This is a genomic window from Pseudomonas sp. AP3_22 TE3818, assembly GCF_053628995.1.
Window position 1 is genome coordinate 3,325,497 of record NZ_JBRJHL010000001.1, and the last position, 23,273, is coordinate 3,348,769.

Genomic DNA, 23,273 nt, shown 5'->3' on the forward strand with positions numbered 1-23,273 from the left:
TCTACAGTCTTTGCACTAGCCAAGCGATGCCACACTGTTGAGCAATGTCTTGACCAGTTGAGCCTGGCGGGTGGCGCCGGTCTTGGCGAACACTCCACGCAAATGGGCACGCACCGTGTTGCGCGAAACCCCAAGGGCCAGGGCTGTTTCATCGAGGGTTTGCCCGTCCATGACAAGCATGGCCACTTCGGTTTCGGTCGGCGTCAGGTGGAACAGGCTGCGCAACAGGTTGCGCGATGCCTGCGGCGAGTCCGCCGGGTCGCGGATGAACACCGCTACGGCGGGCCGGCGTGCGCCGTTGCGCGATTGATAGCTCACGGGGATGGGGCGCAGCAGTAAATTGAGTGGCATCTCGCCGCTGGGCCGGGTCAGGGTCAACACTTCGATGTCATCGAGACCACGCTGGCGTTGTTTCAATACGGCCTGGATGGCTTGCTGGACATTGCGGTTCTGCTGGCTGGTGAAGGCACAGAGCTTGTCGTGTCGGCATTCCAGGCCGTCACGGCTGTCGAACAGTCGCTGGGCGGCGCGGTTGCAACGCAGCATTCTGCCGTCTTCGTCGAGGATCGCCGTGCCCACCATCAGCCGGTCGATGGTCGCGGCATAGAGTTGGCGTTCGGAGTCCAGTTGCTCTACCGCCGAGTGCAGATCCACCGCTTGTTGCAGGTGCGGCAGGAGCAGGTGAATCAGGGCAATCTCCGTTGCATCGAAGTCGCGGCTGGCGTGGTTGCGGCAGGCGAACAAGGCGCAGTGCATACCCGTGGGCGTGCGCATGTTGGCGACCAGCACGTGGCGCAGATCCAGGGGTTGCAGATAGTTGCGATAGAAGTCGTGGGCCAGCCAGGCATCGGTGCCCAGTACCTGATCGGCGCTGGCCACCTGCTCGACAGGCCAGTCGATGAAGGGGCAGATTGCGTAGTACTGCTCGCTGTAGAACGGCTCGCCCGGCAGCAGGGGACCATGAATCGATGCATTGACGATCAGCCCCGGCCGTTCATGGTTGGGGTTGCGTAGCACCAGGGTGAAGAAGCTGGCTTCGAAACGCCGACGCAAGGTTTCCAGCAGGCCGGACCAGGGGGTGGACTCAAGGGGGCCTTGATAGACCAGCGCGAGCAAGCGGCTGAGTTCGGCAGACGGGATTTCGATATCGGGCTGCAGGTCCTTGCAGACCGCAAGAGAGAGGGTCATGGGTGCGCCTCGCTACTGCTTGTTGTTGTCGTTCGAGTATTGATCGCGCCCATGGCGGGAAAATCGTCCGTTTGGCTTAGGCAGGTTGTCGGGCCTTGTGATAGGCAGCGCTATACCGGTTCATGCCGGCATAGCGCTGAGCTCCTGGGGTTTTACAGTGCCAGCAGTGCCTCGACGATACGTTCGGCGGCCGTTTCGGCCGACTCGTTGCGGGTATCGATATGGATGTCCGGCGTTACCGGCGGCTCATAAGGCGAGTCGATCCCGGTGAAGTTTTTCAACTCGCCGCGTCGGGCTTTCTGGTACAGGCCCTTGGGGTCGCGCTGTTCGGCCAGGGCCAGTGGCGCATCGACGAAAATTTCCAGGAAATTACCGTCTCCTGCCAGGCGGCGTGCCATCTCGCGCTCGGCACGGAACGGCGAGATGAACGACACCAGGGTGATCAGACCGGCATCGAGCATCAGCTTCGCCACTTCCGAGACCCGGCGGATATTCTCCACCCGGTCGGCTTCGGTGAAGCCCAGGTCGCGATTCAGGCCATGGCGGACATTGTCGCCATCGAGCAGGTAAGTGTGCCGGCCGAGGGTATGCAGCTTGCGCTCCACCAGGTTGGCGATGGTCGACTTGCCCGCGCCGGACAACCCGGTGAACCACAGGATTCGCGGCGACTGCCCCTTGAGCGTCGCGTGGGCCTCGCGGTTTACGTCGATGGCCTGCCAGTGCACGTTCTGTGCGCGGCGCAAGGCGAAGTGCAGCATGCCGGCACCGACCGTCCGGTTGCTCAGGCGGTCGATAATGATGAATCCGCCCGTATCGCGGTTATCGGCATAAGCATCGAAGGCGATCGGCCGGTCCAGGTGCAAGTTGCACACACCAATACCGTTCAGCTCCAGGGTTTTGGCCGCCAGGTGTTCCAGGCTGTTCACATCGACCCGGTGCTTGAGGCTGGCGCAGCTCATGCTGACGGTCCGGCAGCCGATCTTCATCAGGTAAGGACGCCCGGGCAACATCGGCTCTTCGTCCATCCACACCAGCGTCGCCTCGAACTGGTCGGCAACCGCCGCCGGTGCATCGGCCAGGACAATCATGTCGCCGCGGCTGATATCGATTTCATCCTTGAGCGTCAGCGTGACAGCTTGGCCGCACAGGGCCTGTTGCTGTTCCCCGGCGCTGCCGAAGATCCCGGTGATCTCGCTCTGATGACCCGACGGAAGCACCCGGATGCGATCCCCCACGCTGACGCTGCCCGCGGCGACGTTGCCGCAGTAGCCACGAAAGTCGAGGTTCGGCCGATTCACCCATTGCACGGGCAGGCGGAACGCGGCCTCGACTTGACGAGCCTGCTCAAGGGGGACGTTTTCCAGATGCTGGAGCAGGGTCGGCCCCTGGTACCAGGGGGTGTTCGGGCTGGCTTCCAGCATATTGTCGCCCCGTAGCGCAGAGAGCGGGATGCACTGGATGTCGTGCAGGCCAATCTGCGAGGCGAACGCACGATAATCGGATTCGATGCGTTCGAACACCGCTTGGGAATAGTCCACCAGGTCCAGTTTGTTGATGGCCACCACGACCTTGCGGATGCCCAGCAGGGACACCAGGTAACTGTGCCGACGGGTTTGGGTGAGGATGCCCTGACGGGCATCGATGAGGATCACCGCGAGGTCGGCGGTCGAGGCGCCCGTGACCATGTTGCGGGTGTATTGCTCGTGGCCGGGGGTGTCGGCGACGATGAACTTGCGCTTGTCGGTGGCGAAGAACCGATAGGCGACATCGATGGTGATGCCTTGCTCGCGCTCGGCGCTCAAACCGTCGACCAACAGGGCGAAGTCCAGTTCGTCACCCTGGGTGCCGAGTTTTTTCGAGTCGGCTTCGAGTTGGCCAAGCTGGTCCTCGAACAGGACCTTGGACTCGTAAAGCAGGCGGCCGATCAGGGTGCTTTTGCCATCGTCGACGCTGCCACAGGTGATGAAACGCAGCAGTTGCTTGTTCTGTTGCTGTTCCAGATAGGGCGTCAGGTCGCCATTGAAGGTATCGTTCAGCGCGCTCATCAGAAATACCCCTCTTGCTTCTTTTTCTCCATGGAACCGGCCGAATCGCTGTCGATCAGTCGACCCTGACGCTCCGAAGTACGGCTTACCAGCATTTCGCTGATAATCGCCGGCAGGTTGTCGGCATCGCTGTCGATGGCGCCGGTCAGCGGGTAGCAGCCAAGCGTACGGAATCGCACCTTGCGCATTTGCGGCGTTTCTCCCGGTCGCAGCGGCAGGCGCTCGTCGTCGACCATGATCAGCGTGCCGTCACGCTCAACCACCGGGCGCTCCTTGGCGAAATACAGCGGCACGATGGGGATCTGTTCGAGGTAGATGTATTGCCAGATATCCAGCTCGGTCCAGTTCGACAACGGGAATACCCGCAGGCTTTCGCCCTTGCGTTTGCGTGTGTTGTACAAGCGCCAGAGCTCGGGGCGCTGCTGTTTCGGGTCCCAGCGATGCTGCTCGGAGCGCAGCGAGAACATCCGTTCCTTGGCCCGCGACTTCTCTTCGTCACGGCGGGCACCGCCGAAAGCGGCGTCGAAACCATAATGGTCCAGGGCCTGCTTCAGCCCTTGGGTCTTCCACACGTCGGTATGCAGGGCCGAGCCGTGGGTAAAAGGATCGATGGCCTTTTCCACGCCCTCGGGATTGACGTGCACCAACAGTTCCAGCCCCAGGCGCGATGCCGTCTGGTCGCGGAACGTGATCATTTCGCGAAACTTCCAGGTGGTGTCCACGTGCAGCAAGGGGAAGGGCGGTTTGCCCGGGGCAAACGCCTTCATCGCCAGGTGCAGCATCACGGCGCTGTCCTTGCCGATGGAGTAGAGCATCACCGGGTTTTCACACTCGGCGACCACTTCGCGGATGATCTGGATGCTTTCCGCTTCCAGCCATTGCAGATGAGTCAACATCGGATACCTCCTCGATTTCTGCCGGGTTTGGCTCCGGCGGACCTCCAAGGTAGGTAAAGCGCCGCTGGCGCTTCTTCGTCTGCTCGGACGAAGAACGCGACAGCGGCTGGAGGTCACGCGACGGACGCGTACAACGTCTCGGCACGCACCTTCAGGGCGCGGGCTACGGCATCGAAGCCCTGTTGCACCCAGGGACCATGGTTGGCCATGACCTGGTCGGCGGTCGCGCCGAGGAACTGGTCGGTGGTGTGGTAGCGGCAGCTGGCCGGACCGGTGCGCTCGATGTGCTGTTCGCGGCGGGCAGCGTCCGGATTGTCGGCACTGGCATACATCTCCCAGGCGAGCAGTCGGTGGGGCTCGAAGTCCGCCAGGTATTCGATCACGTGCAGCAACTCACCCGGTTGCCCCGGATGGGGCAGGAACAGGTTGACCGGCTCCCCAAGTACCAGGCTCGACTCGACCTTGACGGTATAGGGGTTCCACTGCGGATAACGCGCCAGGTCGATCAGTACCGACCAGACCCGTTCGGCTGGCGCGGCGATGTCCACGATGATGGATCGAACCAGATTTTTCTCTGCGGTCATGGGTGACTCCTCTGAGAGTGACTCCGCGCCACGCATCGCGACGGGAGTAAGCCATGGGCTCAGGCGCGATCCTCCCCGCTCGGGATGCCCGGCTCCTCGTCCATGCGGACTAGGCGGGCGCTTAGTCCGCTCGGACGAAGAACCGGCAAGCGGGAACTCCCTAAGGTCACTGGCAGCGGCGGGATGTCCGCCGGCAGAGGAGAGCGACATGGTTGCAGACATGGTTACAGACAGGATCGATCAGGAGGTGCTCAGCGGTGAGAGCTGGAACCTCTTTTGTGAGCAATTGCGCCGCAGCGGCGAGCAGATACTGCGCCGCGAAGCGCCGGCCGATGTGCAGACCCGTGCCGAAGGCTTTCGCTATCTCACCCGGTTACTGCGCATTGCCCTGGAAATGCACCTGGAGTTCGCTGACCCGGACTTTCCGGGCTTCATCACCCCGTCCCATGAAACCGCGAAAATCGGCGCCGACAACCCGGATAACCTGTACAGCTATGCGCGCCTGAACGGTGAGCATGAGTACCGGGTCAGCGGTCACCGTGGCAGCGTTGCCTACCTCAGCTTCGGCTCCCAGAAGGGGGGGTATGAGACGGATGGCAAGATGACCCAGACCGGTTTCCTCGATGCCGGGTCACTGGCGCTGGATGCCGAGGGCAACTTCGACATCATCCTCAGCCAGCGCCCGCCGGTTGACGGCAACTGGCTGCGCCTGGAGCCGCAGAGCAATGCCCTGATCGTGCGTCAGACGTTTCTTGACCGTGGCAGTGAGCAACCGGCCCAACTGCGAATAGAGCGCCTGAATGCCGGGCAGACACCCGAGCCGCTGACGGCGCCACGCTTGCAGCAAAGCCTGCAACGGGTGGGCAGTTTCGTCGAGAACACCGCCCGATTGTTTGCCGATTGGGCCCAGGGCTACCAGGCCCATCCCAATCAACTGCCAGCCGCCGACCAGGCGCTGTGCCAATCAGTGGGCGGGGACCCGAACATTTTCTATTACCACTCCTACTGGGCCTTGGCCGAGGACGAGGCCTTGCTGATCGAGGTCGATCAGGTGCCTGACTGCGACTTCTGGAATGTGCAGATCAACAACTACTGGATGGAGTCGCTGGACTACCGCTACCACCGCATCTGCCTGAACAAGCACTCAGCGCACCTGGACGCCGATGGCCGCTTGCGCCTGGTGCTCTGCGGCGTTGATCCGGGCCTTGAGAATTGGCTGGAAACCGCCAGCCATCCCCACGGCACCCTGTGCTTGCGCTGGGTGGGGGCGCAGCATCCCGTGCACCCGACCACTCGCGTGGTCAAGCTCGATGCGTTGAAGGAGATTGTGCGATGAGTGCCGATGATTTCGCCCTGGATGCCTTGCTGGCCGAAGCCCGCGCCCGTTCCGGGGGACTCGACGACTTCGGTCCCGGCGATTTTCGCCAGGGCCTGCGGGTATTGGCCGACGCCCTGAACAACGAAGCGTGCCTGTCGCCCGCCGGGCGGGGCTTGTTGCGCGAAAAACTGCTGGGCCAACTGGTCAACCGCCTGGTCATGGAGGATCACTTGCGGCGTCACCCGGACATCCTTGAGCAACCCATCGATGACCCGTTGGTGATCGTCGGCCTGCCGCGCACCGGCACTACACTGCTGCAGCGCACACTGGCGGTGGACCCGCAGTTCAGCAAGGCGCAGTGGTGGGAAACCCGTTACCCCGCACCCTTGCCCGGTGAAACACTGGAGCAGCCACAAAAGCGTATCGCCCGGGCACGCGAAGAAGTCGCGGGAATGATCGAGTTCCTCCCGCAGTTGCTGGCCATCCACCCGCTGGACGCCGAGCAACCCGATGAAGAGTTCATGCTGATGGAACACTCGTTCCTGTGCGCCATGGATTCCTACGTCAATGTGCCGAGCTATACCGCCTGGCTTGACGCTCAGGACCAGACGCAGGTCTATCGGTACCTCAAGCGAACCTTGCAGTTCCTGCAATGGCAGCAAGCACGTCGCGGCATCGAGCCTGGCCGTCGCTGGTTGCTCAAAAGCCCGCAGCACCTGCATACCCTGGAGCTGCTGTTCGAGGTTTTTCCCAAGGCGCAGGTCGTCCTCACCCATCGCGAACCGGCCAGGACCATTCCTTCGCTGGCCAGCTTTATCCATACCCTGTGGTTGCTCTACAGCGACAAGGCCGATGCCGAGGCCGTAGGAGAGCAGTGGAACCGCCGCATGGCACGTGCGTTGCGCCATGCGATGGCCGTCCGCGAGCGTATGCCCCCGCAGCGTTTCCTTGATGTGCTCTTCGAAGACACCGTGGCTGAGCCGCAGGCAGTCGTCGAAAGGATCTATCAGTTTGCCGGCCTCCAGTTGACGCCGCAAACCCGGTCCGCCATGGCGCAATGGCTGCAGGCAAACGGGCGGGAAAAGCGCGCGGTTCATCACTACAGCCCCGGCCAGTTCGGCCTCAGCGAAGAGATTTTGCAACGAGACTATGCCGAGTACCGGACCCGGCATATTCAAGCCTGAAACCCGTGCAGCTCATAACAACAAGAGGAATCTCCCCATGCTGTTGAAAGACAAGGTCGTGATGGTCTCGGGTGTCGGCCCCGGGCTGGGTATCAAGTTGGCCATGGAGGCCGCACGCGAAGGTGCGCGCGCCGTTGCCATTGGGGCGCGGGACAAGGCGCGGCTGCTTGAGGCGCAACAACGCATCCTGGCGCTCACCCACACCTGCGAGGTGTTGTGTGTACCCACGGACATTACCGATGTCGAAGCCTGTCAGCGCTTCGCCGCAAACACGCTCGAACAATTCGGGCGTATCGATGCGCTGATCAACAGCGCCTTCTCCCACGGTGGCTTCCAGTCCGTGGAGGAGGGCGACAACGGCCCATTGCGCGAGGCCCTGGAAGTCAATCTGCTGGGTTCCTTGAACATGAGCCGCGCCGTGCTGGCGCCTATGCGCACCCAGGGCGCCGGCGCCATTGTCATGATCAATACCCTGGGGGTCCGCAAGCCTTACCAGGGTGGTGCGGCCTATGCCGCATCGAAAAGCGCACTGGCCGCGACGGTGCGCTACCTGGCGACCGAGCAGGCGGTGCATGGCCTGCGGGTCAACGGTCTGGCGTGCGGCTGGATGTGGGGCGAGCCGGTCCAGGCCCTGGTCCGCCAGACCGCCGGCGCCCGGGGCGTCAGTGAAGAACAGGTACGTGCCGAACTCAGTGCCGGGATCCCGGGCGGGCGCATGCGCACCGATGAAGAGTGCGCACGCGCCGCGCTGTTTCTTGCATCGGATTACGCCAGTGCAATCAATGGCGCGCAACTGGATGCCAACGGCGGCGAAATGATGTGCTGAGGAACATGACAGATGATTGATCACTGCGCCTTCAATGGCGATGCGGATGGCCTCTGTGCGCTGCAGCAATTGCGTCTGGCCGGGGAGCTGGACCGCGAGGTGCGCTTGATCAGCGGGGTCAAGCGCGATATCGAACTGCTGCGCCGGGTCACGGCCGCTCATGGCGAGCGGGTCACTGTGCTGGACGTGGCCCACGAGCAGAATCGCGAGGATACCTGGCGTTTACTCGACGCCGGTGCCCGGGTGCGCTATTTCGATCACCACTATGCGGGTGACCTGCCGCGACACCCGGCATTCGAGTCATTTATCGATACGGCGGCCCACGTGTGTACCAGCATCCTGGTGGACAACTACCTCTCGGGACAGGAGCACCGCTGGGCGGTGGCCGCCGCCTTTGGTGATGGCCTGGCCGGTCCGGCGCGTGCGCTGGCCGAACGACACGGGTTGAATACGGATGAGGTGGTGGCGCTGGAAGAACTGGGTCAGTTGTTGAACTACAACGCCTACGGCGACAGCCTGGAGGACCTGCATTTCGATCCGTTGGCGCTGGCTGGCGAACTGTTGCCGTACCGCAATCCAATGGACTTCATCCGCGAAAGCGCGAGTTTCATCACCCTGAAAGAGGGGTATGCCGCCGACATGGCAGCTGCCGCTGACCTGGTGCCGTGGCGTGAGGGCAACGGTGCGCGGCTCTATCGCTTGCCGCCGCAGCCATGGGCGCGACGGGTCAGCGGGGTGCTGGCCAATCAATTGGCGGCACAGGCTCCGCACCAGGCCATCGGTCTGCTCAGTGCCAAGGCCAATGGTGAATGGGGGTTCAGCCTTCGTGTACCTGACGGCAGCGAACAGACGGCGGATGCGTTCTGTCGTCAGTTCCCGACGGGGGGTGGACGCAAGCGTGCAGCCGGCATCAACCGTTTGGCGGAGTCGGATCTGCCCGCGTTTGCAGAGCGCTTGCTTGCCGGTTATTCGTCCAGAAGTTACTGAGAACATCCCTCAAGGTGCAGGGACAGTCCGGCATGGATTCCGGATTTCCCCTGCAGATTGACGCGCTGAAGCTTTTACGCGGGTTTCTGAGCGGATTTGTTCAAACTATTTTCCCGAAGGCATGGCAATCGCCCGGTAACTGAGCTTTTCTAATGACTCTGACGACACGTGATCGACCCGAAGGTTTCCGTGGAGAACAATCGATGCCTACCTTCCAAACGCCTGTCCGGTTGTTCTGTCTCGGTCTAGCCATAGGTCTGTTTGCCATCCCGCTGCACGCCGCACAGTCTCCCTCTGCCAATCCGCCTGCGGTGCAACTGGAACCCAAGGCGCTGGAGGTGCTGAAGGGAATGAGTGCCAGGCTCGCGGGCACTCAGGGCATGAGCTTCAAAGCCGTCACGACCTACGAAAAGCCCAGCCGGCTAGGGCCGCCCCTGGCCTATGGCACGGTGGACCTGGTCAATGTGCAACGACCGGATCGCCTTCGTGTGCTGACTTCCGGCGACGGTCCGGCCACCGAGTTTTACTACGACGGCAAAAAAGCCTATGCCTTCGAACGTAAAGGCGACTTGCTGGCCCAGGCGGACGCCCCGCCTACCATTGATGCGACCCTGGAGGCCGCGTACCAGCGTGCCGCGATCTACTTTCCGTTTACCGACGTGATCGTCGCCGATCCCTACAAGGATTTATCCCGGGACATGCGTGTGGCGTTTTACGTCGGCCAAAGCACGGTGGTCGGTGATACCACCACCGATGTGATCGCCTACACCAGCGACAGCGTGTTCGTGCAGGCGTGGATCGGCGTGCAGGACAAGCTGCCACGCCGGTTGCGCGCCGTGTTTCTCGATGATCCGACACGATCCCGGCATCAAGTCGACTTCAGTGACTGGAAGCTCCAGTCGACGATGCCTACCGATTTTTTCAAGCCTGACCACATCGAAACGGCCCATCGCATTCAGTTTGCCCCACCGCCCGATCTTCGTGCCCCGCAGGGGGTAAAAGAGCCCGTGGCGAAACCCTGAACAAGGAGACTGACCCATGAACAGATCTACCTTGAAATTCGCCGGCCTGCTTGTCGCGCTGCTCACCTGCGACCAGGCAGCAGCCTGGTACCACGCTTCAAGCTTCGGGCGCACTTACGGAGGAGGGGGCTCATGGAGTCATTCAGGTGAATACGGCTCGGCTTCGGGCGGTGGCGGCAGTTGGAGTGGCGAAACCAATCGCGGCGGCTCGGCTTCCGGAGGCGACGGGAGCTGGAGCGGCACAGGTTATCGCGGCGGCACGGCATCCGGTGGCGAGGGCTCCTGGCACGGCACGGGCGCGGAAGGTGGAACGGCTTCGGGTGGCGAAGGTGTCTGGCATGCGCAGGGTGAAAATGGCGCCACCGCCGCCGGCTATCACGCGGATGGCTATGGCACGACGGCTTACCGCCCCCCCGTTTATGGCACAACCGCCTACCGTGCCGTGCCTTACGGGACCGCTTACTACCATCCGCCAACCGCCGTGATTGCCAGCAGTGGCTGCTACAACTGTGGCTATAACGAGGGCGTCAATCCGGCCGCTGCCGCTGCGGCGGGCGTGGTCGTCGGTGAAGCAGCAGCGACGGTCGCCGACCAGAACGCCAGCTATAACGCCGGCATGGTGGCTTCCGCACCACCGACAATGCCCATGGGCGCGACGTACGCCTCACTGCCTCCAGGCTGTGGCTTGATAAGCTTCTCCAATACCACGTATTACCAGTGCGGCAACGCCTGGTTGCGACCGTCCTTTGGCGCCAACGGGGTTTATTACACGGTCGTGCCGATGCCTTGATCTTTTGGCTGAAACAGCCAAAAGATCTCAGGCGGGCGGCTCATGGACGGGGCCCGAACTGTCAGGCGACGCTCATGCTGCGGTGCGTGTTGATCAGGTTCAGCACGACGCCCGGATCTGCCAGGGTGGAGATATCGCCCAAGCCATCGTATTCCGACGCCGCAATCTTGCGCAGAATCCGCCGCATGATCTTGCCCGAACGGGTCTTCGGCAGCCCCGGCGCCCACTGGATCACATCCGGCGAGGCAATCGGCCCGATCTCCTTGCGCACCCAGTTTTTCAGCTCCAGGCGCAGTTGCTCGTTCGGCTCTTCGCCATTTTTCAGGGTGACGTAGACATAAATGCCCTGTCCCTTGATGTCGTGCGGCACACCGACCACCGCCGCTTCGGCGACTTTCGGGTGCGCGACCATGGCGCTTTCGATCTCGGCGGTGCCCATGCGGTGCCCGGAAACGTTGAGCACGTCGTCCACGCGCCCGGTGATCCAGTAGTAGCCATCGGCATCGCGACGGGCGCCGTCACCGGTGAAGTACATGCCGCGGAAGGTCTTGAAGTAGGTGTCGACGAAGCGGTCATGGTCGCCATACAGCGTACGCGCCTGGCCCGGCCACGAATCGAGAATCACCAGGTTGCCCTCGGCCTCGCCTTCGATGATGTTGCCCAGGTTGTCCACCAGGGCCGGCACCACGCCGAAGAACGGACGCGCCGCCGAGCCCGGCTTGAGGGCATGGGCGCCCGGCAGCGGGCTCATCATGTTGCCGCCGGTTTCGGTCTGCCACCAGGTGTCGACGATCGGGCAACGGGACTTGCCGACGTTCTTGTAGTACCAGTCCCAGGCTTCCGGGTTGATCGGCTCGCCCACCGAACCCAACAGGCGCAGGCTGCTGCCATCGGCGCCTTCAACCGCGGCGGTGCCCGAGGCCATCATGGCGCGGATTGCGGTCGGTGCGGTGTAGAGGATATTGACCTTGTGCTTGTCGACGATCTTCGCCACCCGGGTGATGTCCGGGTAGTTCGGCACGCCCTCGAACAGCAGGGTGGTCGCGCCGTTGGCCAGCGGGCCGTAGACGATGTAGCTGTGGCCGGTGACCCAGCCGACGTCGGCGGTGCACCAGTAGATCTCGCCCGGGCGGTAGTCGAACACGCGCTCGTGGGTCATCGCGGCATACAGCAGGTAACCACCAGTGGTGTGCTGCACGCCCTTCGGCTTGCCGGTGGAACCCGAGGTGTAGAGGATGAACAGCGCCTCTTCGGCGCCCATCTCTTTCGGCGCACACACGGTGCCGGCCACTTTCATCAGGTCCTCGAACCAGATGTCGCGGTGCTGGTTCCACTTGATCTGGCCACCGGTGCGCTTGCACACGATGACTTTCTGGATGCTGCTGGTTTCCGGGTTGGTCAGCGCGTCGTCGACGTTGGCCTTGAGCGGGATCTTCTTGCCGGCACGAATGCCTTCGTCGGCGGTGATCACCACCTTCGAGCGGCAGTCGATGATGCGACCGGCCAGGGCTTCCGGCGAGAACCCGCCGAACACCACCGAGTGGATCGCGCCGATCCGGGTGCAGGCCAGCATGGCGACCACGGCTTCGGGGATCATCGGCATGTAGATCGTCACCACGTCGCCGCGGTGCACGTCCTGGCCGCGCAGGGCGTTGGCGAACTTGCAGACCTGCTCGTGCAGCTCGCGGTAGGTGATGTTGCGGCTTTCGGCAGGGTCATCGCCCTCCCAGATGATCGCGACCTGGTCGCCGCGCTCGGCCAGATGACGGTCCAGGCAGTTGTAGGACACGTTCAGGGTGCCGTCGGCGAACCACTTGATGTCGACATGGTGATCGTCGAAGGAGGTCTGCTTCACCGTGGTGAACGGCTTGATCCAGTCGAGGCGCTTGGCTTGCTCGCGCCAGAAGCCGTCCGGGTTGACGACCGACTGCTGGTACATGGCCTTGTAGGTCGCCTCGTCGGTCAGGGTGTTGGCCAGAACCTCGGGACGAACGGGATACAGGGAAGCCGCACTCATCTTTCTTACCTCGGTGGAATAGTTGTTTTTGTGATCTGTTACGGGTCTGCTGCTCAAACATTCGGGCAAATACAACATTCAAATCCGGAAGCGACTCAGTAGTTTGTCCTGCTGGCCGACGTGGTCGACCATGACCTGGCACTGGCGAACCTGTTTGTCCGCACTGCCGGAGACTTCAAGACTGATGTCGCGGATATTGGTGGTGTTGCGGTTGATTTCTTCGGTCGTGGCGCTTTGTTCTTCAGCGGCCGCGGCAATCTGCAGGTTCATGTCATTGATGCGGTAAATGGCCTCGCGGATGCGTTCGAGGGTGTCATTGGCGGCATTGGCATCCCCGGCCGTCCTGCTGGCCGTGTCGCGGCTCTGCTGCATGCGTGCCTGGGCATGTTTTACCCCGGTCTGCAGTTGGTCGATCATCTCGCGTATTTCCTGGGTGGACTGCTGGGTGCGCGAGGCCAGGGAGCGCACTTCATCGGCCACGACTGCAAACCCGCGTCCCGATTCGCCGGCACGGGCCGCCTCGATGGCGGCATTGAGGGCGAGCAGATTGGTCTGGTCAGCGATGCTGGTGATGACCGCCACAATCGATTCAATGCTTTGACTGAGGGTGGACAAGTCATTGATCGCATGACCGGTGGCGTCCATCTCCTCGGCCAAGCGCTTGATGGCCCCGGTAGACCGGGAGACCAGAGCGACGCCGTCGGCGGTTTCTTCGTTAGCGGCAATCGCCGCTTCGGCAGCGGTTTGCGCGTTGCGCGCGACATCTTCGGCGGTCGAGGCCATCTCGGTCATGGCGGTGGCCAGTTGATCCAGTTCCTGCAACTGAACCTGGACGCGGTTGGCGGCCTGATCCGCTTCGCATGAGGTCGCGGTGGTGCTCTCGCGCACCTGTTGCGAGCTGTTTTTCACGTCGCCAATGAGCGCCTTGAGGTTCTGCAGGAACTGGTTGAACTCCCCGGCGACCAGCGCAATTTCATCATTGCCGACCACGGGCAGTTGGCGGGTCAGGTCGCCTTCACCGCGATTGATGTCTGCCAGTGAATCCTTCAGTTGTTCCAGCGGCCGCAGCAGTTGCCTGACCAGCAGGCCCAACACCAACAGGCTGAGCAGCACGCCCAGGCCGGTACCGATCACGGCTCGCCAACTCAGGGTATGGGCGGCGGCCATGACGATGTCCTGGTCCAGGACCACGCCGATGTACCAATCCATACCCTTGAGATCTGAGAGCGGGATGAAGGACACCAGGAGGGACTTCCCGTCGTTACGCACCTCTTGAAGCTGAGCGTCGAGGGGCAGGGCACTCCCGGCAAAAAGCTGACTGTAGGGCTTGCCGTTCAGTTCGGCGTCCGGGTGAGAAATGATGTTGCCGCTTTTACTGAGCAGGAACGCATAACCGGCCCCGCCGAAATCCAGGGTATTGATGGCATCGGCCACTGTGGTCAGGCGGATGTCACCGCCAAACACCCCGAGCAGCTGTCCCGCGTCGCTGATCCGGGCGACGGCCGAGATCAGGATTTCACCCGTGGTGGAGTCCTTGTAGGGTTCGGTCAGGACGGCTTGACTACCGGTCTTTCCCGTCGAGTACCAGGGGCGGGTGCGACCGTCATAGTCGGGTTTCGGATTCCACGCCGCCGTGTTCTTGATGGGCTTTCCATCTGACTCAAGGGCGCCGAACACCAGCTTGAATTCGTCTTTGAGAATGGGCGAGTCGATGATGCGTTGGGTCGTTTGCACACTGTATTGGCGATCGATCGCCTGAGAGGCCAGGTCCATCAAATGAAGCTTGCCGTTCAGCCAGTTCTCGATCTGACGTGCCACCGCAGTGCTCGATTCGGCAATGCTCGCCTCGACCTGGTGACGCAAAATGCTACGGATCTGCTCTACCTGAACCAGCGATAGAAGACTGGTGGTCACCAACAGCACACAAGCAGCCACAAGGCTCACCTTGTAACGGATTTTCATCGAGGGCTCCAAAGGGGCGATCAGGAGGAACAGAAAAAATTCATGTCTTCGAGGACGCCATCGCCAGCAAGCCGGCTCCTACAGGTTTGCGTGGTCTGTAGGAGCCGGCTTGCTGGCGATAGCGGTTACGCGGTCAGAAGAAGCCCAACGGATTGATGTCGTAGCTCACCAGCAGGTTTTTGGTCTGCTGATAGTGATCGAGCATTATCTTGTGGGTTTCACGGCCGACGCCGGACTTCTTGTACCCACCGAACGCGGCGTGCGCCGGGTACAGGTGGTAGCAGTTGGTCCACACACGACCGGCCTTGATGGCGCGGCCCATGCGGTAGGCGCGGTTGATGTCGCGGGTCCAGAGGCCGGCGCCGAGGCCGAACTCGGTGTCGTTGGCAATCGCCAGGGCTTCGGCTTCGTCCTTGAAGGTGGTGATGCTCACCACCGGGCCAAAGATTTCTTCCTGGAACACGCGCATCTTGTTGGTGCCCTTGAGCAGCGTCGGCTGGATGTAATAGCCGCTCGCCAGGTTGCCCTCGAGTTTTTCCACCTTGCCGCCGGTCAACAGTTCGGCCCCTTCGCCCTTGGCGATTTCCAGGTACGACAGGATCTTGTCGAATTGCTGCTCGGACGCCTGGGCGCCGACCATGGTGTCGGTGTCCAGCGGGTCGCCGCGTTTGATTTGCAGGACCTTCTTCATCACCACCTGCATGAATTCGTCGTAGATCGACTCCTGCACCAGGGCGCGGGACGGGCAGGTGCAGACTTCGCCCTGGTTGAAGAACGCCAGCACCAGGCCTTCGGCGGCTTTCTCGATGAAGGACGGTTCGGCCTTCATGATGTCTTCGAAGAAGATGTTCGGCGACTTGCCACCCAGCTCCACGGTGGACGGAATGATGTTTTCCGCTGCGCATTTCATGATGTGCGAGCCGACCGGGGTCGAGCCGGTGAAGGCGATCTTGGCGATGCGTTTGCTAGTGGCCAGGGCTTCGCCGGCTTCTTTACCGAAGCCTTGCACGATATTCAGCACGCCCGGTGGCAGCAGGTCGCCGATCAGTTCGACCAGCACGGTGATGCCCAGCGGGGTTTGCTCGGCGGGTTTGAGTACCACGCAGTTACCGGCAGCCAGGGCCGGGGCGAGTTTCCACGCGGCCATCAGGATCGGGAAGTTCCACGGGATGATCTGGCCGACCACGCCCAACGGCTCATGGAAGTGATAGGCCGCAGTGTTTTCGTTGATTTCCGCCGAGCTGCCTTCCTGCGCACGGATGCAACCGGCGTAGTAGCGGAAGTGGTCCACCGCCAGCGGGATGTCGGCGTTCAAGGTTTCACGCACGGCCTTGCCGTTGTCCCAGGTTTCGGTGACGGCCAGCAGTTCCAGGTTCTGCTCGATACGGTCGGCGATTTTCAGCAGCGCCAGGGAGCGGTCCTGCACCGAGGTCTTGCCCCAGGCATCGGCGGCTGCATGGGCAGCGTCCAGGGCCTTGTCGATGTCTTCGGCCGTGGAGCGGGGGAATTCGGCAATCGGTTGGCCATTCACTGGCGAGGTGGTGGTGAAGTACTGACCTTTGACCGGTGCGACGAACTCGCCGCCGATGTAGTTGCCGTAGCGGGACTTGAAGGAAACGATGGCACCGGCAGTGCCTGGGTGGGCGTAGTTCATGATCGGGTTCTCTTGTTGTTTTGGGGTGTGACCGCCCTCAGGACGGTCACTGTCAGGGGCACACGCCGTGCAGGGTCAGGAACCCTGAGGGGTTTCGCCACGAGCCAGGCGCGCATTGATGTCTTCAATGACGGCCGGTAGATCGACGATGGTGTCGATCAGGTAGTGCGGGCGCGAACCTTCGAACATCCTGGTGATGCGGGCGCGCTCTTCGGCCAGCTTGTCCGAAGGCAGGTCCCTGAACTGGTCATAGGTCAGCCCCAGTGCATTGCCGGAGCAGGTCAATGCGACCGTCCACATGCCGGCACTGCGGCCTTCAAGGATGCCAGGCCAGGTGTCGTCGACCTTGACGCAGGCGGCCACATCGCTGATGCCCAGAGCGATCACGTTGGCCAGCGCCTGGGCTGGGTGCGGGCGGCCATTGGGTACTTCATCAGTGGCCACGACGTGGTCGGCGACGTAGCCGTTCTTGCGCGCCAGCTCGACGACCTTCTCCATGACCACCGCCGGGTAACCCGAGCACGAACCGATTTTCAGACCCTTGTCGCGCAAGGCATCGATCGTATCCAGGGCGCCCGGAATCAGCGCCGAGTGCAGGGCGATCTTTTCGATCTGCAAGGGCATGAAGCGCTCATAAAGGGCGGTGACATCGTCATCCGTCGGCAGGCGTCCGAAGGCGGCCTGGTAACGTGCGGCGATCTGTGGCTCGTTGCACAACGTGCGGATGTGGTCCCACTTGCCCATGCCCATCGGACCCCGGGCTTCTGCCAGGGAGACCGCTACGCCAAACTCGGCGAAGGCTTCGACAAAAATCTGCGTGGGTGCAAAGGAACCGAAATCAACGACGGTGCCCGCCCAGTCCAGAACCACGGCTTGCAGTTGGGAAGGTTGTTTGTATTGCATGATGATTGCTCCAGGGAAAGGTGAGTGGGTAGTACGAATTCAGGGCGTGGTGCCGACAATGACCGGTTGTACCGGGGTCGATACCAACAGCGGGTTTTCCAGTGTTTTCGGCCGGCTGTTCCAGAAGGGCACCAGCATCAGGCTGGCCAGGAGTGCGGCGCCGGTGAAGACCAGGAACACGGTGATGGTGTCGAAGTAACCCGGCAGCAGGCCGCCAAGGACCGCACCCACCGAACCACAGCCGTTGACGAAGCCCGCGGCGGAGGCAGCCCCGTCCTTGCTGCCGAAGTCGATGGCCGCCGAACCGCTGATCATCGAGTCCGGCCCGTAAAGCGTCAGGCCCATCATGAACAACAGGCCGACCACCATGTACAGACTGCCGCTTTGCATGGCGGGAACGAACAGTCCCAGGCAGACAGTGAGGACCACCAGGCTGAGCACGCAGGCCGGTATGCGGCGAGCGCCGAAGTATTTGTCTGAGGCGATACCGATGAGGATGGGGCCTACCAGACCTGCCAGTTCAAACGAGGTGGGGACGATGGCGGACGCGACCTTGCCGATCTCGGGCATGCGTTCGTAGATGATCACCGGACCCCACAGCAGGATGGCGTAGCGGGCGGGCTTGAGCATGAAATAGGCCAGGCCGAGAATCAGCACGGTGCGATTTTTCATCACGGTCCGAATGCCGGCCCACATGCTTTCGCGGGGAACCACGACGTTGCTGACCGGTTCGATCTCGATTTCGACAGCAGGCAGGCCTACGTCTTCCGGACGGTTGCGTTGCAGTAAATAGAACAACACCGCCACCACCAGCACGACAACGGCACTGCAGATGAACGCGATGCGCCAGTCGTGATAGGCCTGATAAGCCCACCAGCCGGCAAACGGCGTGGCCACCAGACCGCCAAAGGCGTACGAGGTGCTCCAGTAGCCGAGTACGCGGCCACGCTCACTGGTACTGAAGAAACTCCCGACGTTCTTGCACAGGCCCGACCAACCGGTGGATTGGGCAAGACCCTGCACCAGCATGCAGGAGACGAAGATCGGTAGCGTGGCGTAGGTCCCCATCAGGAGCGCCGCCGCCGCCGAAATGACCAGGCCGCTGAGGACCACCACCCTTGGGCCGAAACGGTCGGAGAAGTTGCCCCACAGGAACTGGCCCACGGCATAGGCCGTCAGGTACAGCGCGTCGAGGTTGGCCATCATGGCCTTTTCGAGCATGAAGTTCGGGTCTTCGCCGATACCCAGCTTGGCGACGGAGAACGCTTTGCGGGTGAAGTAGAAGGCGGCATACGCCACCCAGGTGATCAGGAAAATCTGCACGCGCCAACGCTGGAGTGATTTCCAGCCGGTGGCGAGAGGGCTTGTCGTGTTGTTCATGGTGTACTGATCCCGTATGTGGTGCCAGACAGCGCAAATTGGTCGGTTTTTGTTTTTGTTTTCGGTGCACAAGTCTGTCCATTCGCACGACATCGATCGATGAACGTGCGAATGGCATCAGGCTTTGATTCATGAATTACGCGATCGCTGACTCCTGCCCGGCGCTGCCGAGCGGTACGTCATCGAATCCATGGTTTAAAAAAAGATCCCTGCCCAAAGGCGCTACCCATTGCACCTTCGCTCGAATCGGCAGAGACCTTGAAAGGGGTCGATCAGGCCGCGGGCTTGAGCATGTCCACGTCCATGGCGACCAGACTGTCCGCGATTGCACGGAGCAACTGGTGGACGATGTATTCGTCGATCTGGCCGATGCAGCCGATGCGGAAACTCTCGGCAACGGTCAACTTGCCGGGGTAGATGATGAACTGACGGGCCTTGAGTTCTTCGTAGAAACGCGTGAAATCGAAGTTGGGATGTTCAGGGCTGAAGAACGTGGTGATGATCGGCGACAACCAACGGTCTTCCAGCAGCGTCTTGAAGCCCAATTCGCGCATGCCGGCAACCAGTACGTCGCGGTTGCGGGTGTAGCGCGCCAACCGGCCGTGCACGCCGCCTTCGTCGCTGTGCTGTTCCAGTGCCTTGTGGAACGCCACCACACTGTGGGTCGGCGGTGTGAAGCGCCATTGGCCGGTGCGCTCCATGTAGGCCCATTGCTCGAAGAGATCGAGGGACAGCGAGTTGGCGCGGCCTTTGGCGGATTCCAGCACGGAACGGCGGATGATCACGAAACCGAAGCCCGGGATACCCTCGATACACTTGTTGGCGGAGGACACCACCACGTCGAAGGCTATTTCATTCACCGTCAGCGGCACGGCACCGAAGGAGCTCATGGCATCGATGATCAGGCTCTTGCCGTGGGCCTTCACGACATCGGCGATTTCACGCAGCGGGTTGAGGATCCCGGAGCTGGTTTCGCAATGGACGACGAAGACGTTGGTGACGTCAGGGTTGGCCTTGAGCAGGGCGTCCACTTCTTCGGGCTGGGGCGGCAGGTAATCGCCCTTGTCCAGGGTAATGAACGCGCGACCGAGGTACTCCAAGGTCTTGGTGGCCCGCTGACCGTAGGCGCCGTTCATCAGCACCAGGGCTTTGCCGTCACGGGGGATGGCGGTGGCCAAGGCGGCCTCGACCGAGTAGCTGCCGCTGCCTTGCAGTGGCACGCAGGCGAAGCTGTCATCCTCTACGCCGGCCATGCCCAGCAGTTTCTGGCGAACTTCAGCGGTGACCTGATTGAAGGCACCGTCCCATGATCCCCAGTCGCGCAGCATGGCTTCCTTGGTCGCTTTGGAAGTGGTCAGCGGGCCCGGGGTCAGCAGGTAGGGTTCACCCAGGGCTGGGGTTGCCAGTGGCTGGGTAGTCGGGAATTGGGCTTTGGTCATGATCTTCTCCGGCGGTGTTGTTTTTGTGGGGGAGTGATGCATGGGTTGATAAAAACATCTGGCATGAAATAACTGAAATCGATTTATCACATGTCACAAACAAGCTGAGCTTATAACTGAGGTGGCACGTGGCCTGAGCCTGGAGGGTTCATCAGCAGCAGGCATTCAAAGGCAGCAGAAAGACCCCGCGCGGTGAATAACCGGGCGGGGTTTTCTGTTCGTTAGCGTGAAATTTCGCTTCGGGGCGGGGCGCTTATCCCTTGTCCGCCTTGCCGGCGGCCGCCGCAAATTTCGCCAGGCGCACGTCAAGTCGGCGGGGAGGTCGGTTGTGGTCTTCGGCGCGCTCCTTGCGGCGAATGGCGTTACGCACCATCAATGAGCCCAGGTAGCGGACCGGCTCCGGCGGAAAATGCCCAAGCGGACCTTGCACCAGCGGCGAGCGCGTCCAGGGGTTGTCCACCCCGAGCACCAGCGACGACAGGATCTGCCCACCCATGTGGCACGGACCCACGCCGCTGCCGGAATAGCCGAAACCGTAGAAGACGTTGCCGCTCGCGCCCATGCGGCCGAAGAAAGGCAGGCCGGTGACCGAGCGATCGGAGGGGCCGTTCCAGGTGGCGGCGATACCGACATCGGCAAAGTCCGGAAAGAACTCCGTCAGCGTGTTGCGCAACAGCCCTGCGTAGGGCGATGGCTGGTCGAACACGGGCAGGATGCGACCACCGTAGGCAAAGGTGTTCCCCCCTTTGCCGAGCATGATCCGGCCGTCCGGGGTGTTGTGGTAGTAGTGCACGAAAATCCGCGAGTCGAGCACGGTGACCCCGCTGGTCAGGCCGATGCGCTCGAGCAAGTCCGGTCGCGGCTCGGTGATGATCATGTCGCTGGAGACGATGGCCACCGAACGCGAGAACTGTGGAAAGGCACGGGCCATCCAGGCGTTCATCGCCAGCACGACCCGGTCGCAGGTCACTTTGCCGTTCGGCGTATTGACGATGGCAGGCATGCCTTCTTCCAGGCCGGTCATCGGTGTGCCCTCGAAAATCCGTACGCCCAGTTCCAGTGCCACCCGACGCAGCCCACGGACCAGCTTGCCCGGTTGCACACTGGCAGCCGCCGGCGAGAACCAGCCCTCGATGTGCCGGGCCGAGCCGGCCATGCGTTGCACGTCAGGTAGCGCACATTTGGTGAAAGAGTTGATGCCAAGGCGCTCGAGTGCCGCGATCACCCCGTCGGTCGAGCCGACCTGGGCGCGGTTGGTCGCTGTGTAGAGCGTGCCGTCGAGACGGTAATCGGCATCCACCGCGTACTTTTCGCAAAAGGTGCCGATGGCGTAGATGCTCTGCTCCGATTCCTTGACCAGGCGTATCGCCTCCTTGACGCCGAACAAGCGCTCCAGGGTGAAGTACTTGGCCGACCATGACAGCGCGCAGCCGCCATTGCGCCCACTGGCACCGGCACCGCAGATGTCGGCTTCGACGATCACCACGTCCAGCTCGGGATTCTGTTCCTTGAGCATGATGGCGGTCCACAGACCGGTATAGCCACCGCCGACGATGCAGACGTCGGCACGGGTGTTCTGTTGCAGCGCAGGGCAGGGCGCAGCGGGTTGATTTTTCAGGGCCTGGTCCAGCCAGTAGGGGCGCATGGGGGTCATCTCCGTTGGATCGGTTCGAGGCAGGGTTTTGAGGACGCAATCAGCCGCACGCGGCGACCACGATCATTTCCACGCGCCAACCGGGGTCGATCAGCTGCGCCAGGGTGCAAGCGCGTGTGGGGGCATGGCCTTCAGGGAAAAACTCGTCCCAGACCCGGTTCAGCCCTTCATAGTCTTCGCGATGGGCGAGCAGGATGCGCACCGAAAGCACTCGCTCGCGGTGGCTGCCGGCACTGAGCAAAAGCTGCTCGATAGCGGCCAACACCTCGCGGGTCTGCGCCTGGATATCACCCTTCAGGTCCGTGGCAACCTGGCCACCGATATACAGATGGTTGTCGTACCGGACCATGTCCGAACGGCGTTTTGTCGCAGCGAAACGTTCAATTTCCATAGGGCATTCCTGGAGGGATACGAGGGACGGCACTTGTGAAAATCATGCTTGCAGTTCACTGTTCATAAATAAAATCGATTTATCGTATGAACGAATAAGTTGAACCTATAGCAAGGTGCGCCGATGACGATTTCCCATACCCAACTCAAGGCGTTTCACGCCGTCGCCATGAATGGCAGCTTCACCCGGGCGGCCGAGCAACTCTGCCTGTCGCAACCTGCGGTATCCGACCAGGTGCGCAAGCTCGAGGATTATTACGGGGTGATGGTGTTCTACCGCGACAAGCGCCTGGTGCGCCTGACGGAGGTGGGCGAGCGGCTGTTCGGCCTGACCCAGCGCCTGTTCGATATCAGTGTCGATGCCCACGACATGCTGACGGACTATCGCACCCTCTCGACCGGGACCCTGAACCTTGCCGTGGATGCACCGGTGCACGTCTTGCCCTATGTCTCACGCTTCTGCAGCCGTTACCCCGGTATCGATGTGAAGATCGAAACCGCCAATACCGATGAGGTCCTGCAGCGGTTGTTCAGTCACCAGGCCGACATCGCTCTGCTGGGGCGCGACATCGAAGACGACCGCTTGATGACACTGCACTTGCGCAGCGATCCCATGCTGGCCTTCGTCGCCCATGACCATCCCTGGGCGCAACGAGAGTCCATCTGCCTGGCCGACCTGCACGACACGCCCATGGTTTTGCGCGAGCGGGGCTCGGTCACGCGCTTGTCCCTGGAAGAGGAGATGGCAGCGGCGGGCCTGCACATCCGCAAGGCCATCGAAGTGGAGGGGCGTGAAGCCGCGCGCGAGGCGGTGGCGATCGGCATGGGCGTCGGGGTCGTCTCGGCCGCCGAACTGGGCTCGGATTCACGACTTCGCGGCTTGCCGATCGTTGACTGTCAGCGGCATTTCACCGAGACATTGGTGTGCCTGCGCGCGCAGAGCACGCGGCGTATCTTGACGACCTTTCTCGACATGGTTCGAGAAGGTCTGGACGAGTGAGGTTTATCGTTCCAGCCATCCCCCTTGCGAGGGA

Annotated in this window: 19 protein-coding genes and 1 pseudogene; 7 read left to right on the forward strand and 13 right to left on the reverse strand. The window is 61.9% G+C overall.

The window, feature by feature from the left end; translation table 11 throughout:
- Positions 1-15: 15 nt before the first annotated feature.
- From AB7M25_RS15005 to AB7M25_RS15020, 4 genes are all read right to left on the reverse strand, one after another.
- Complete coding sequence (locus AB7M25_RS15005; RefSeq protein WP_429389345.1) at positions 16-1,188, reverse strand: helix-turn-helix transcriptional regulator; 1,173 nt, start codon at positions 1,186-1,188, stop codon at positions 16-18.
- Positions 1,189-1,340: 152 nt separating this feature from the next.
- A complete protein-coding gene (gene cysN / locus AB7M25_RS15010; RefSeq protein WP_454237536.1) occupies positions 1,341-3,233 on the reverse strand; it encodes a sulfate adenylyltransferase subunit CysN in 1,893 nt (630 codons plus the stop codon).
- The gene (gene cysD, locus AB7M25_RS15015) at positions 3,233-4,177 is read right to left on the reverse strand and encodes a sulfate adenylyltransferase subunit CysD (RefSeq protein WP_429561387.1); all 945 of its coding nucleotides are present in this window, start codon (positions 4,175-4,177) and stop codon (positions 3,233-3,235) included. The genes cysN and cysD overlap by 1 nt, the downstream gene beginning before the upstream one ends.
- A gap of 65 nt (positions 4,178-4,242) precedes the next feature.
- On the reverse strand, positions 4,243-4,713 hold the full coding sequence (locus AB7M25_RS15020; protein ID WP_454237537.1) for an SRPBCC domain-containing protein: 471 nt from the start codon (positions 4,711-4,713) through the stop codon (positions 4,243-4,245).
- Positions 4,714-4,921: 208 nt separating this feature from the next.
- Here AB7M25_RS15020 and AB7M25_RS15025 point away from each other — a divergent pair, with 208 nt between their 5' ends.
- From AB7M25_RS15025 to AB7M25_RS15050, 6 genes are all read left to right on the forward strand, one after another.
- A complete protein-coding gene (locus AB7M25_RS15025) occupies positions 4,922-6,049 on the forward strand; it encodes a hypothetical protein (RefSeq protein WP_429519124.1) in 1,128 nt (375 codons plus the stop codon).
- Entirely contained in the window at positions 6,046-7,215 is a 1,170-nt protein-coding gene (locus tag AB7M25_RS15030; RefSeq protein ID WP_429389354.1) for a sulfotransferase family protein, read from the forward strand. The genes AB7M25_RS15025 and AB7M25_RS15030 overlap by 4 nt, the downstream gene beginning before the upstream one ends.
- A 37-nt stretch (positions 7,216-7,252) precedes the next feature.
- A complete protein-coding gene (locus AB7M25_RS15035) occupies positions 7,253-8,041 on the forward strand; it encodes an SDR family oxidoreductase (protein WP_454237538.1) in 789 nt (262 codons plus the stop codon).
- 12 nt (positions 8,042-8,053) lie between these two features.
- On the forward strand, positions 8,054-9,028 hold the full coding sequence (locus tag AB7M25_RS15040; protein WP_454237539.1) for an acetyltransferase: 975 nt from the start codon (positions 8,054-8,056) through the stop codon (positions 9,026-9,028).
- Between the two features lie 203 nt (positions 9,029-9,231).
- The gene (locus AB7M25_RS15045; RefSeq protein ID WP_454237540.1) at positions 9,232-10,050 is read left to right on the forward strand and encodes a DUF2092 domain-containing protein; all 819 of its coding nucleotides are present in this window, start codon (positions 9,232-9,234) and stop codon (positions 10,048-10,050) included.
- Positions 10,051-10,066: 16 nt separating this feature from the next.
- Entirely contained in the window at positions 10,067-10,840 is a 774-nt protein-coding gene (locus AB7M25_RS15050; protein ID WP_429389359.1) for a hypothetical protein, read from the forward strand.
- A 61-nt stretch (positions 10,841-10,901) separates the two neighbouring features.
- Here AB7M25_RS15050 and acs read toward each other — a convergent pair whose 3' ends face one another.
- The 9 genes and pseudogenes from acs to AB7M25_RS15095 all read right to left on the reverse strand — a co-directional run bounded on the left by acs (position 10,902) and on the right by AB7M25_RS15095 (position 22,240).
- Complete coding sequence (gene acs, locus AB7M25_RS15055) at positions 10,902-12,857, reverse strand: acetate--CoA ligase (RefSeq protein ID WP_454237541.1); 1,956 nt, start codon at positions 12,855-12,857, stop codon at positions 10,902-10,904.
- A gap of 78 nt (positions 12,858-12,935) precedes the next feature.
- A complete protein-coding gene (locus tag AB7M25_RS15060) occupies positions 12,936-13,649 on the reverse strand; it encodes a methyl-accepting chemotaxis protein (protein WP_454238359.1) in 714 nt (237 codons plus the stop codon).
- A 144-nt stretch (positions 13,650-13,793) separates the two neighbouring features.
- Positions 13,794-14,819: pseudogene (locus tag AB7M25_RS15065) on the reverse strand (HAMP domain-containing protein); the annotation flags it as partial.
- A 133-nt stretch (positions 14,820-14,952) separates the two neighbouring features.
- Entirely contained in the window at positions 14,953-16,473 is a 1,521-nt protein-coding gene (gene exaC, locus AB7M25_RS15070; RefSeq protein ID WP_454237542.1) for an acetaldehyde dehydrogenase ExaC, read from the reverse strand.
- 75 nt (positions 16,474-16,548) lie between these two features.
- On the reverse strand, positions 16,549-17,376 hold the full coding sequence (phnX, locus tag AB7M25_RS15075) for a phosphonoacetaldehyde hydrolase (RefSeq protein WP_007970212.1): 828 nt from the start codon (positions 17,374-17,376) through the stop codon (positions 16,549-16,551).
- Between the two features lie 39 nt (positions 17,377-17,415).
- Positions 17,416-18,756, reverse strand: coding sequence for an MFS transporter (locus tag AB7M25_RS15080; protein WP_454237543.1), 1,341 nt, complete (start codon positions 18,754-18,756; stop codon positions 17,416-17,418).
- A 272-nt stretch (positions 18,757-19,028) separates the two neighbouring features.
- Positions 19,029-20,195, reverse strand: coding sequence for a 2-aminoethylphosphonate--pyruvate transaminase (locus AB7M25_RS15085; RefSeq protein WP_454237544.1), 1,167 nt, complete (start codon positions 20,193-20,195; stop codon positions 19,029-19,031).
- 253 nt (positions 20,196-20,448) lie between these two features.
- On the reverse strand, positions 20,449-21,840 hold the full coding sequence (locus AB7M25_RS15090) for an FAD-dependent oxidoreductase (protein WP_454237545.1): 1,392 nt from the start codon (positions 21,838-21,840) through the stop codon (positions 20,449-20,451).
- A gap of 49 nt (positions 21,841-21,889) precedes the next feature.
- The gene (locus AB7M25_RS15095; protein WP_429519114.1) at positions 21,890-22,240 is read right to left on the reverse strand and encodes a RidA family protein; all 351 of its coding nucleotides are present in this window, start codon (positions 22,238-22,240) and stop codon (positions 21,890-21,892) included.
- 123 nt (positions 22,241-22,363) lie between these two features.
- On the opposite strand from AB7M25_RS15095, the gene AB7M25_RS15100 reads away from it, so the two are divergent.
- The gene (locus AB7M25_RS15100) at positions 22,364-23,239 is read left to right on the forward strand and encodes a LysR substrate-binding domain-containing protein (RefSeq protein ID WP_454237546.1); all 876 of its coding nucleotides are present in this window, start codon (positions 22,364-22,366) and stop codon (positions 23,237-23,239) included.
- Positions 23,240-23,273: the final 34 nt, after the last annotated feature.

Bases quoted from the DNA above. Each gene is read 5' to 3' on its own strand.
- AB7M25_RS15060 (WP_454238359.1), bottom strand. From the start codon at position 13,649: ATGACCGAGATGGCCTCGACCGCCGAAGATGTCGCGCGCAACGCGCAA.
- AB7M25_RS15020 (WP_454237537.1), bottom strand. From the start codon at position 4,713: ATGACCGCAGAGAAAAATCTGGTTCGATCCATCATCGTGGACATCGCC.
- exaC (WP_454237542.1), bottom strand. From the start codon at position 16,473: ATGAACTACGCCCACCCAGGCACTGCCGGTGCCATCGTTTCCTTCAAG.
- AB7M25_RS15050 (WP_429389359.1), top strand. From the start codon at position 10,067: ATGAACAGATCTACCTTGAAATTCGCCGGCCTGCTTGTCGCGCTGCTC.
- AB7M25_RS15100 (WP_454237546.1), top strand. From the start codon at position 22,364: ATGACGATTTCCCATACCCAACTCAAGGCGTTTCACGCCGTCGCCATG.
- AB7M25_RS15025 (WP_429519124.1), top strand. From the start codon at position 4,922: ATGGTTGCAGACATGGTTACAGACAGGATCGATCAGGAGGTGCTCAGC.
- AB7M25_RS15035 (WP_454237538.1), top strand. From the start codon at position 7,253: ATGCTGTTGAAAGACAAGGTCGTGATGGTCTCGGGTGTCGGCCCCGGG.
- AB7M25_RS15090 (WP_454237545.1), bottom strand. From the start codon at position 21,840: ATGCGCCCCTACTGGCTGGACCAGGCCCTGAAAAATCAACCCGCTGCG.
- AB7M25_RS15080 (WP_454237543.1), bottom strand. From the start codon at position 18,756: ATGAACAACACGACAAGCCCTCTCGCCACCGGCTGGAAATCACTCCAG.
- AB7M25_RS15005 (WP_429389345.1), bottom strand. From the start codon at position 1,188: ATGACCCTCTCTCTTGCGGTCTGCAAGGACCTGCAGCCCGATATCGAA.
- acs (WP_454237541.1), bottom strand. From the start codon at position 12,857: ATGAGTGCGGCTTCCCTGTATCCCGTTCGTCCCGAGGTTCTGGCCAAC.
- AB7M25_RS15030 (WP_429389354.1), top strand. From the start codon at position 6,046: ATGAGTGCCGATGATTTCGCCCTGGATGCCTTGCTGGCCGAAGCCCGC.
- AB7M25_RS15045 (WP_454237540.1), top strand. From the start codon at position 9,232: ATGCCTACCTTCCAAACGCCTGTCCGGTTGTTCTGTCTCGGTCTAGCC.
- AB7M25_RS15085 (WP_454237544.1), bottom strand. From the start codon at position 20,195: ATGACCAAAGCCCAATTCCCGACTACCCAGCCACTGGCAACCCCAGCC.
- AB7M25_RS15040 (WP_454237539.1), top strand. From the start codon at position 8,054: ATGATTGATCACTGCGCCTTCAATGGCGATGCGGATGGCCTCTGTGCG.
- cysN (WP_454237536.1), bottom strand. From the start codon at position 3,233: ATGAGCGCGCTGAACGATACCTTCAATGGCGACCTGACGCCCTATCTG.
- AB7M25_RS15095 (WP_429519114.1), bottom strand. From the start codon at position 22,240: ATGGAAATTGAACGTTTCGCTGCGACAAAACGCCGTTCGGACATGGTC.
- phnX (WP_007970212.1), bottom strand. From the start codon at position 17,376: ATGCAATACAAACAACCTTCCCAACTGCAAGCCGTGGTTCTGGACTGG.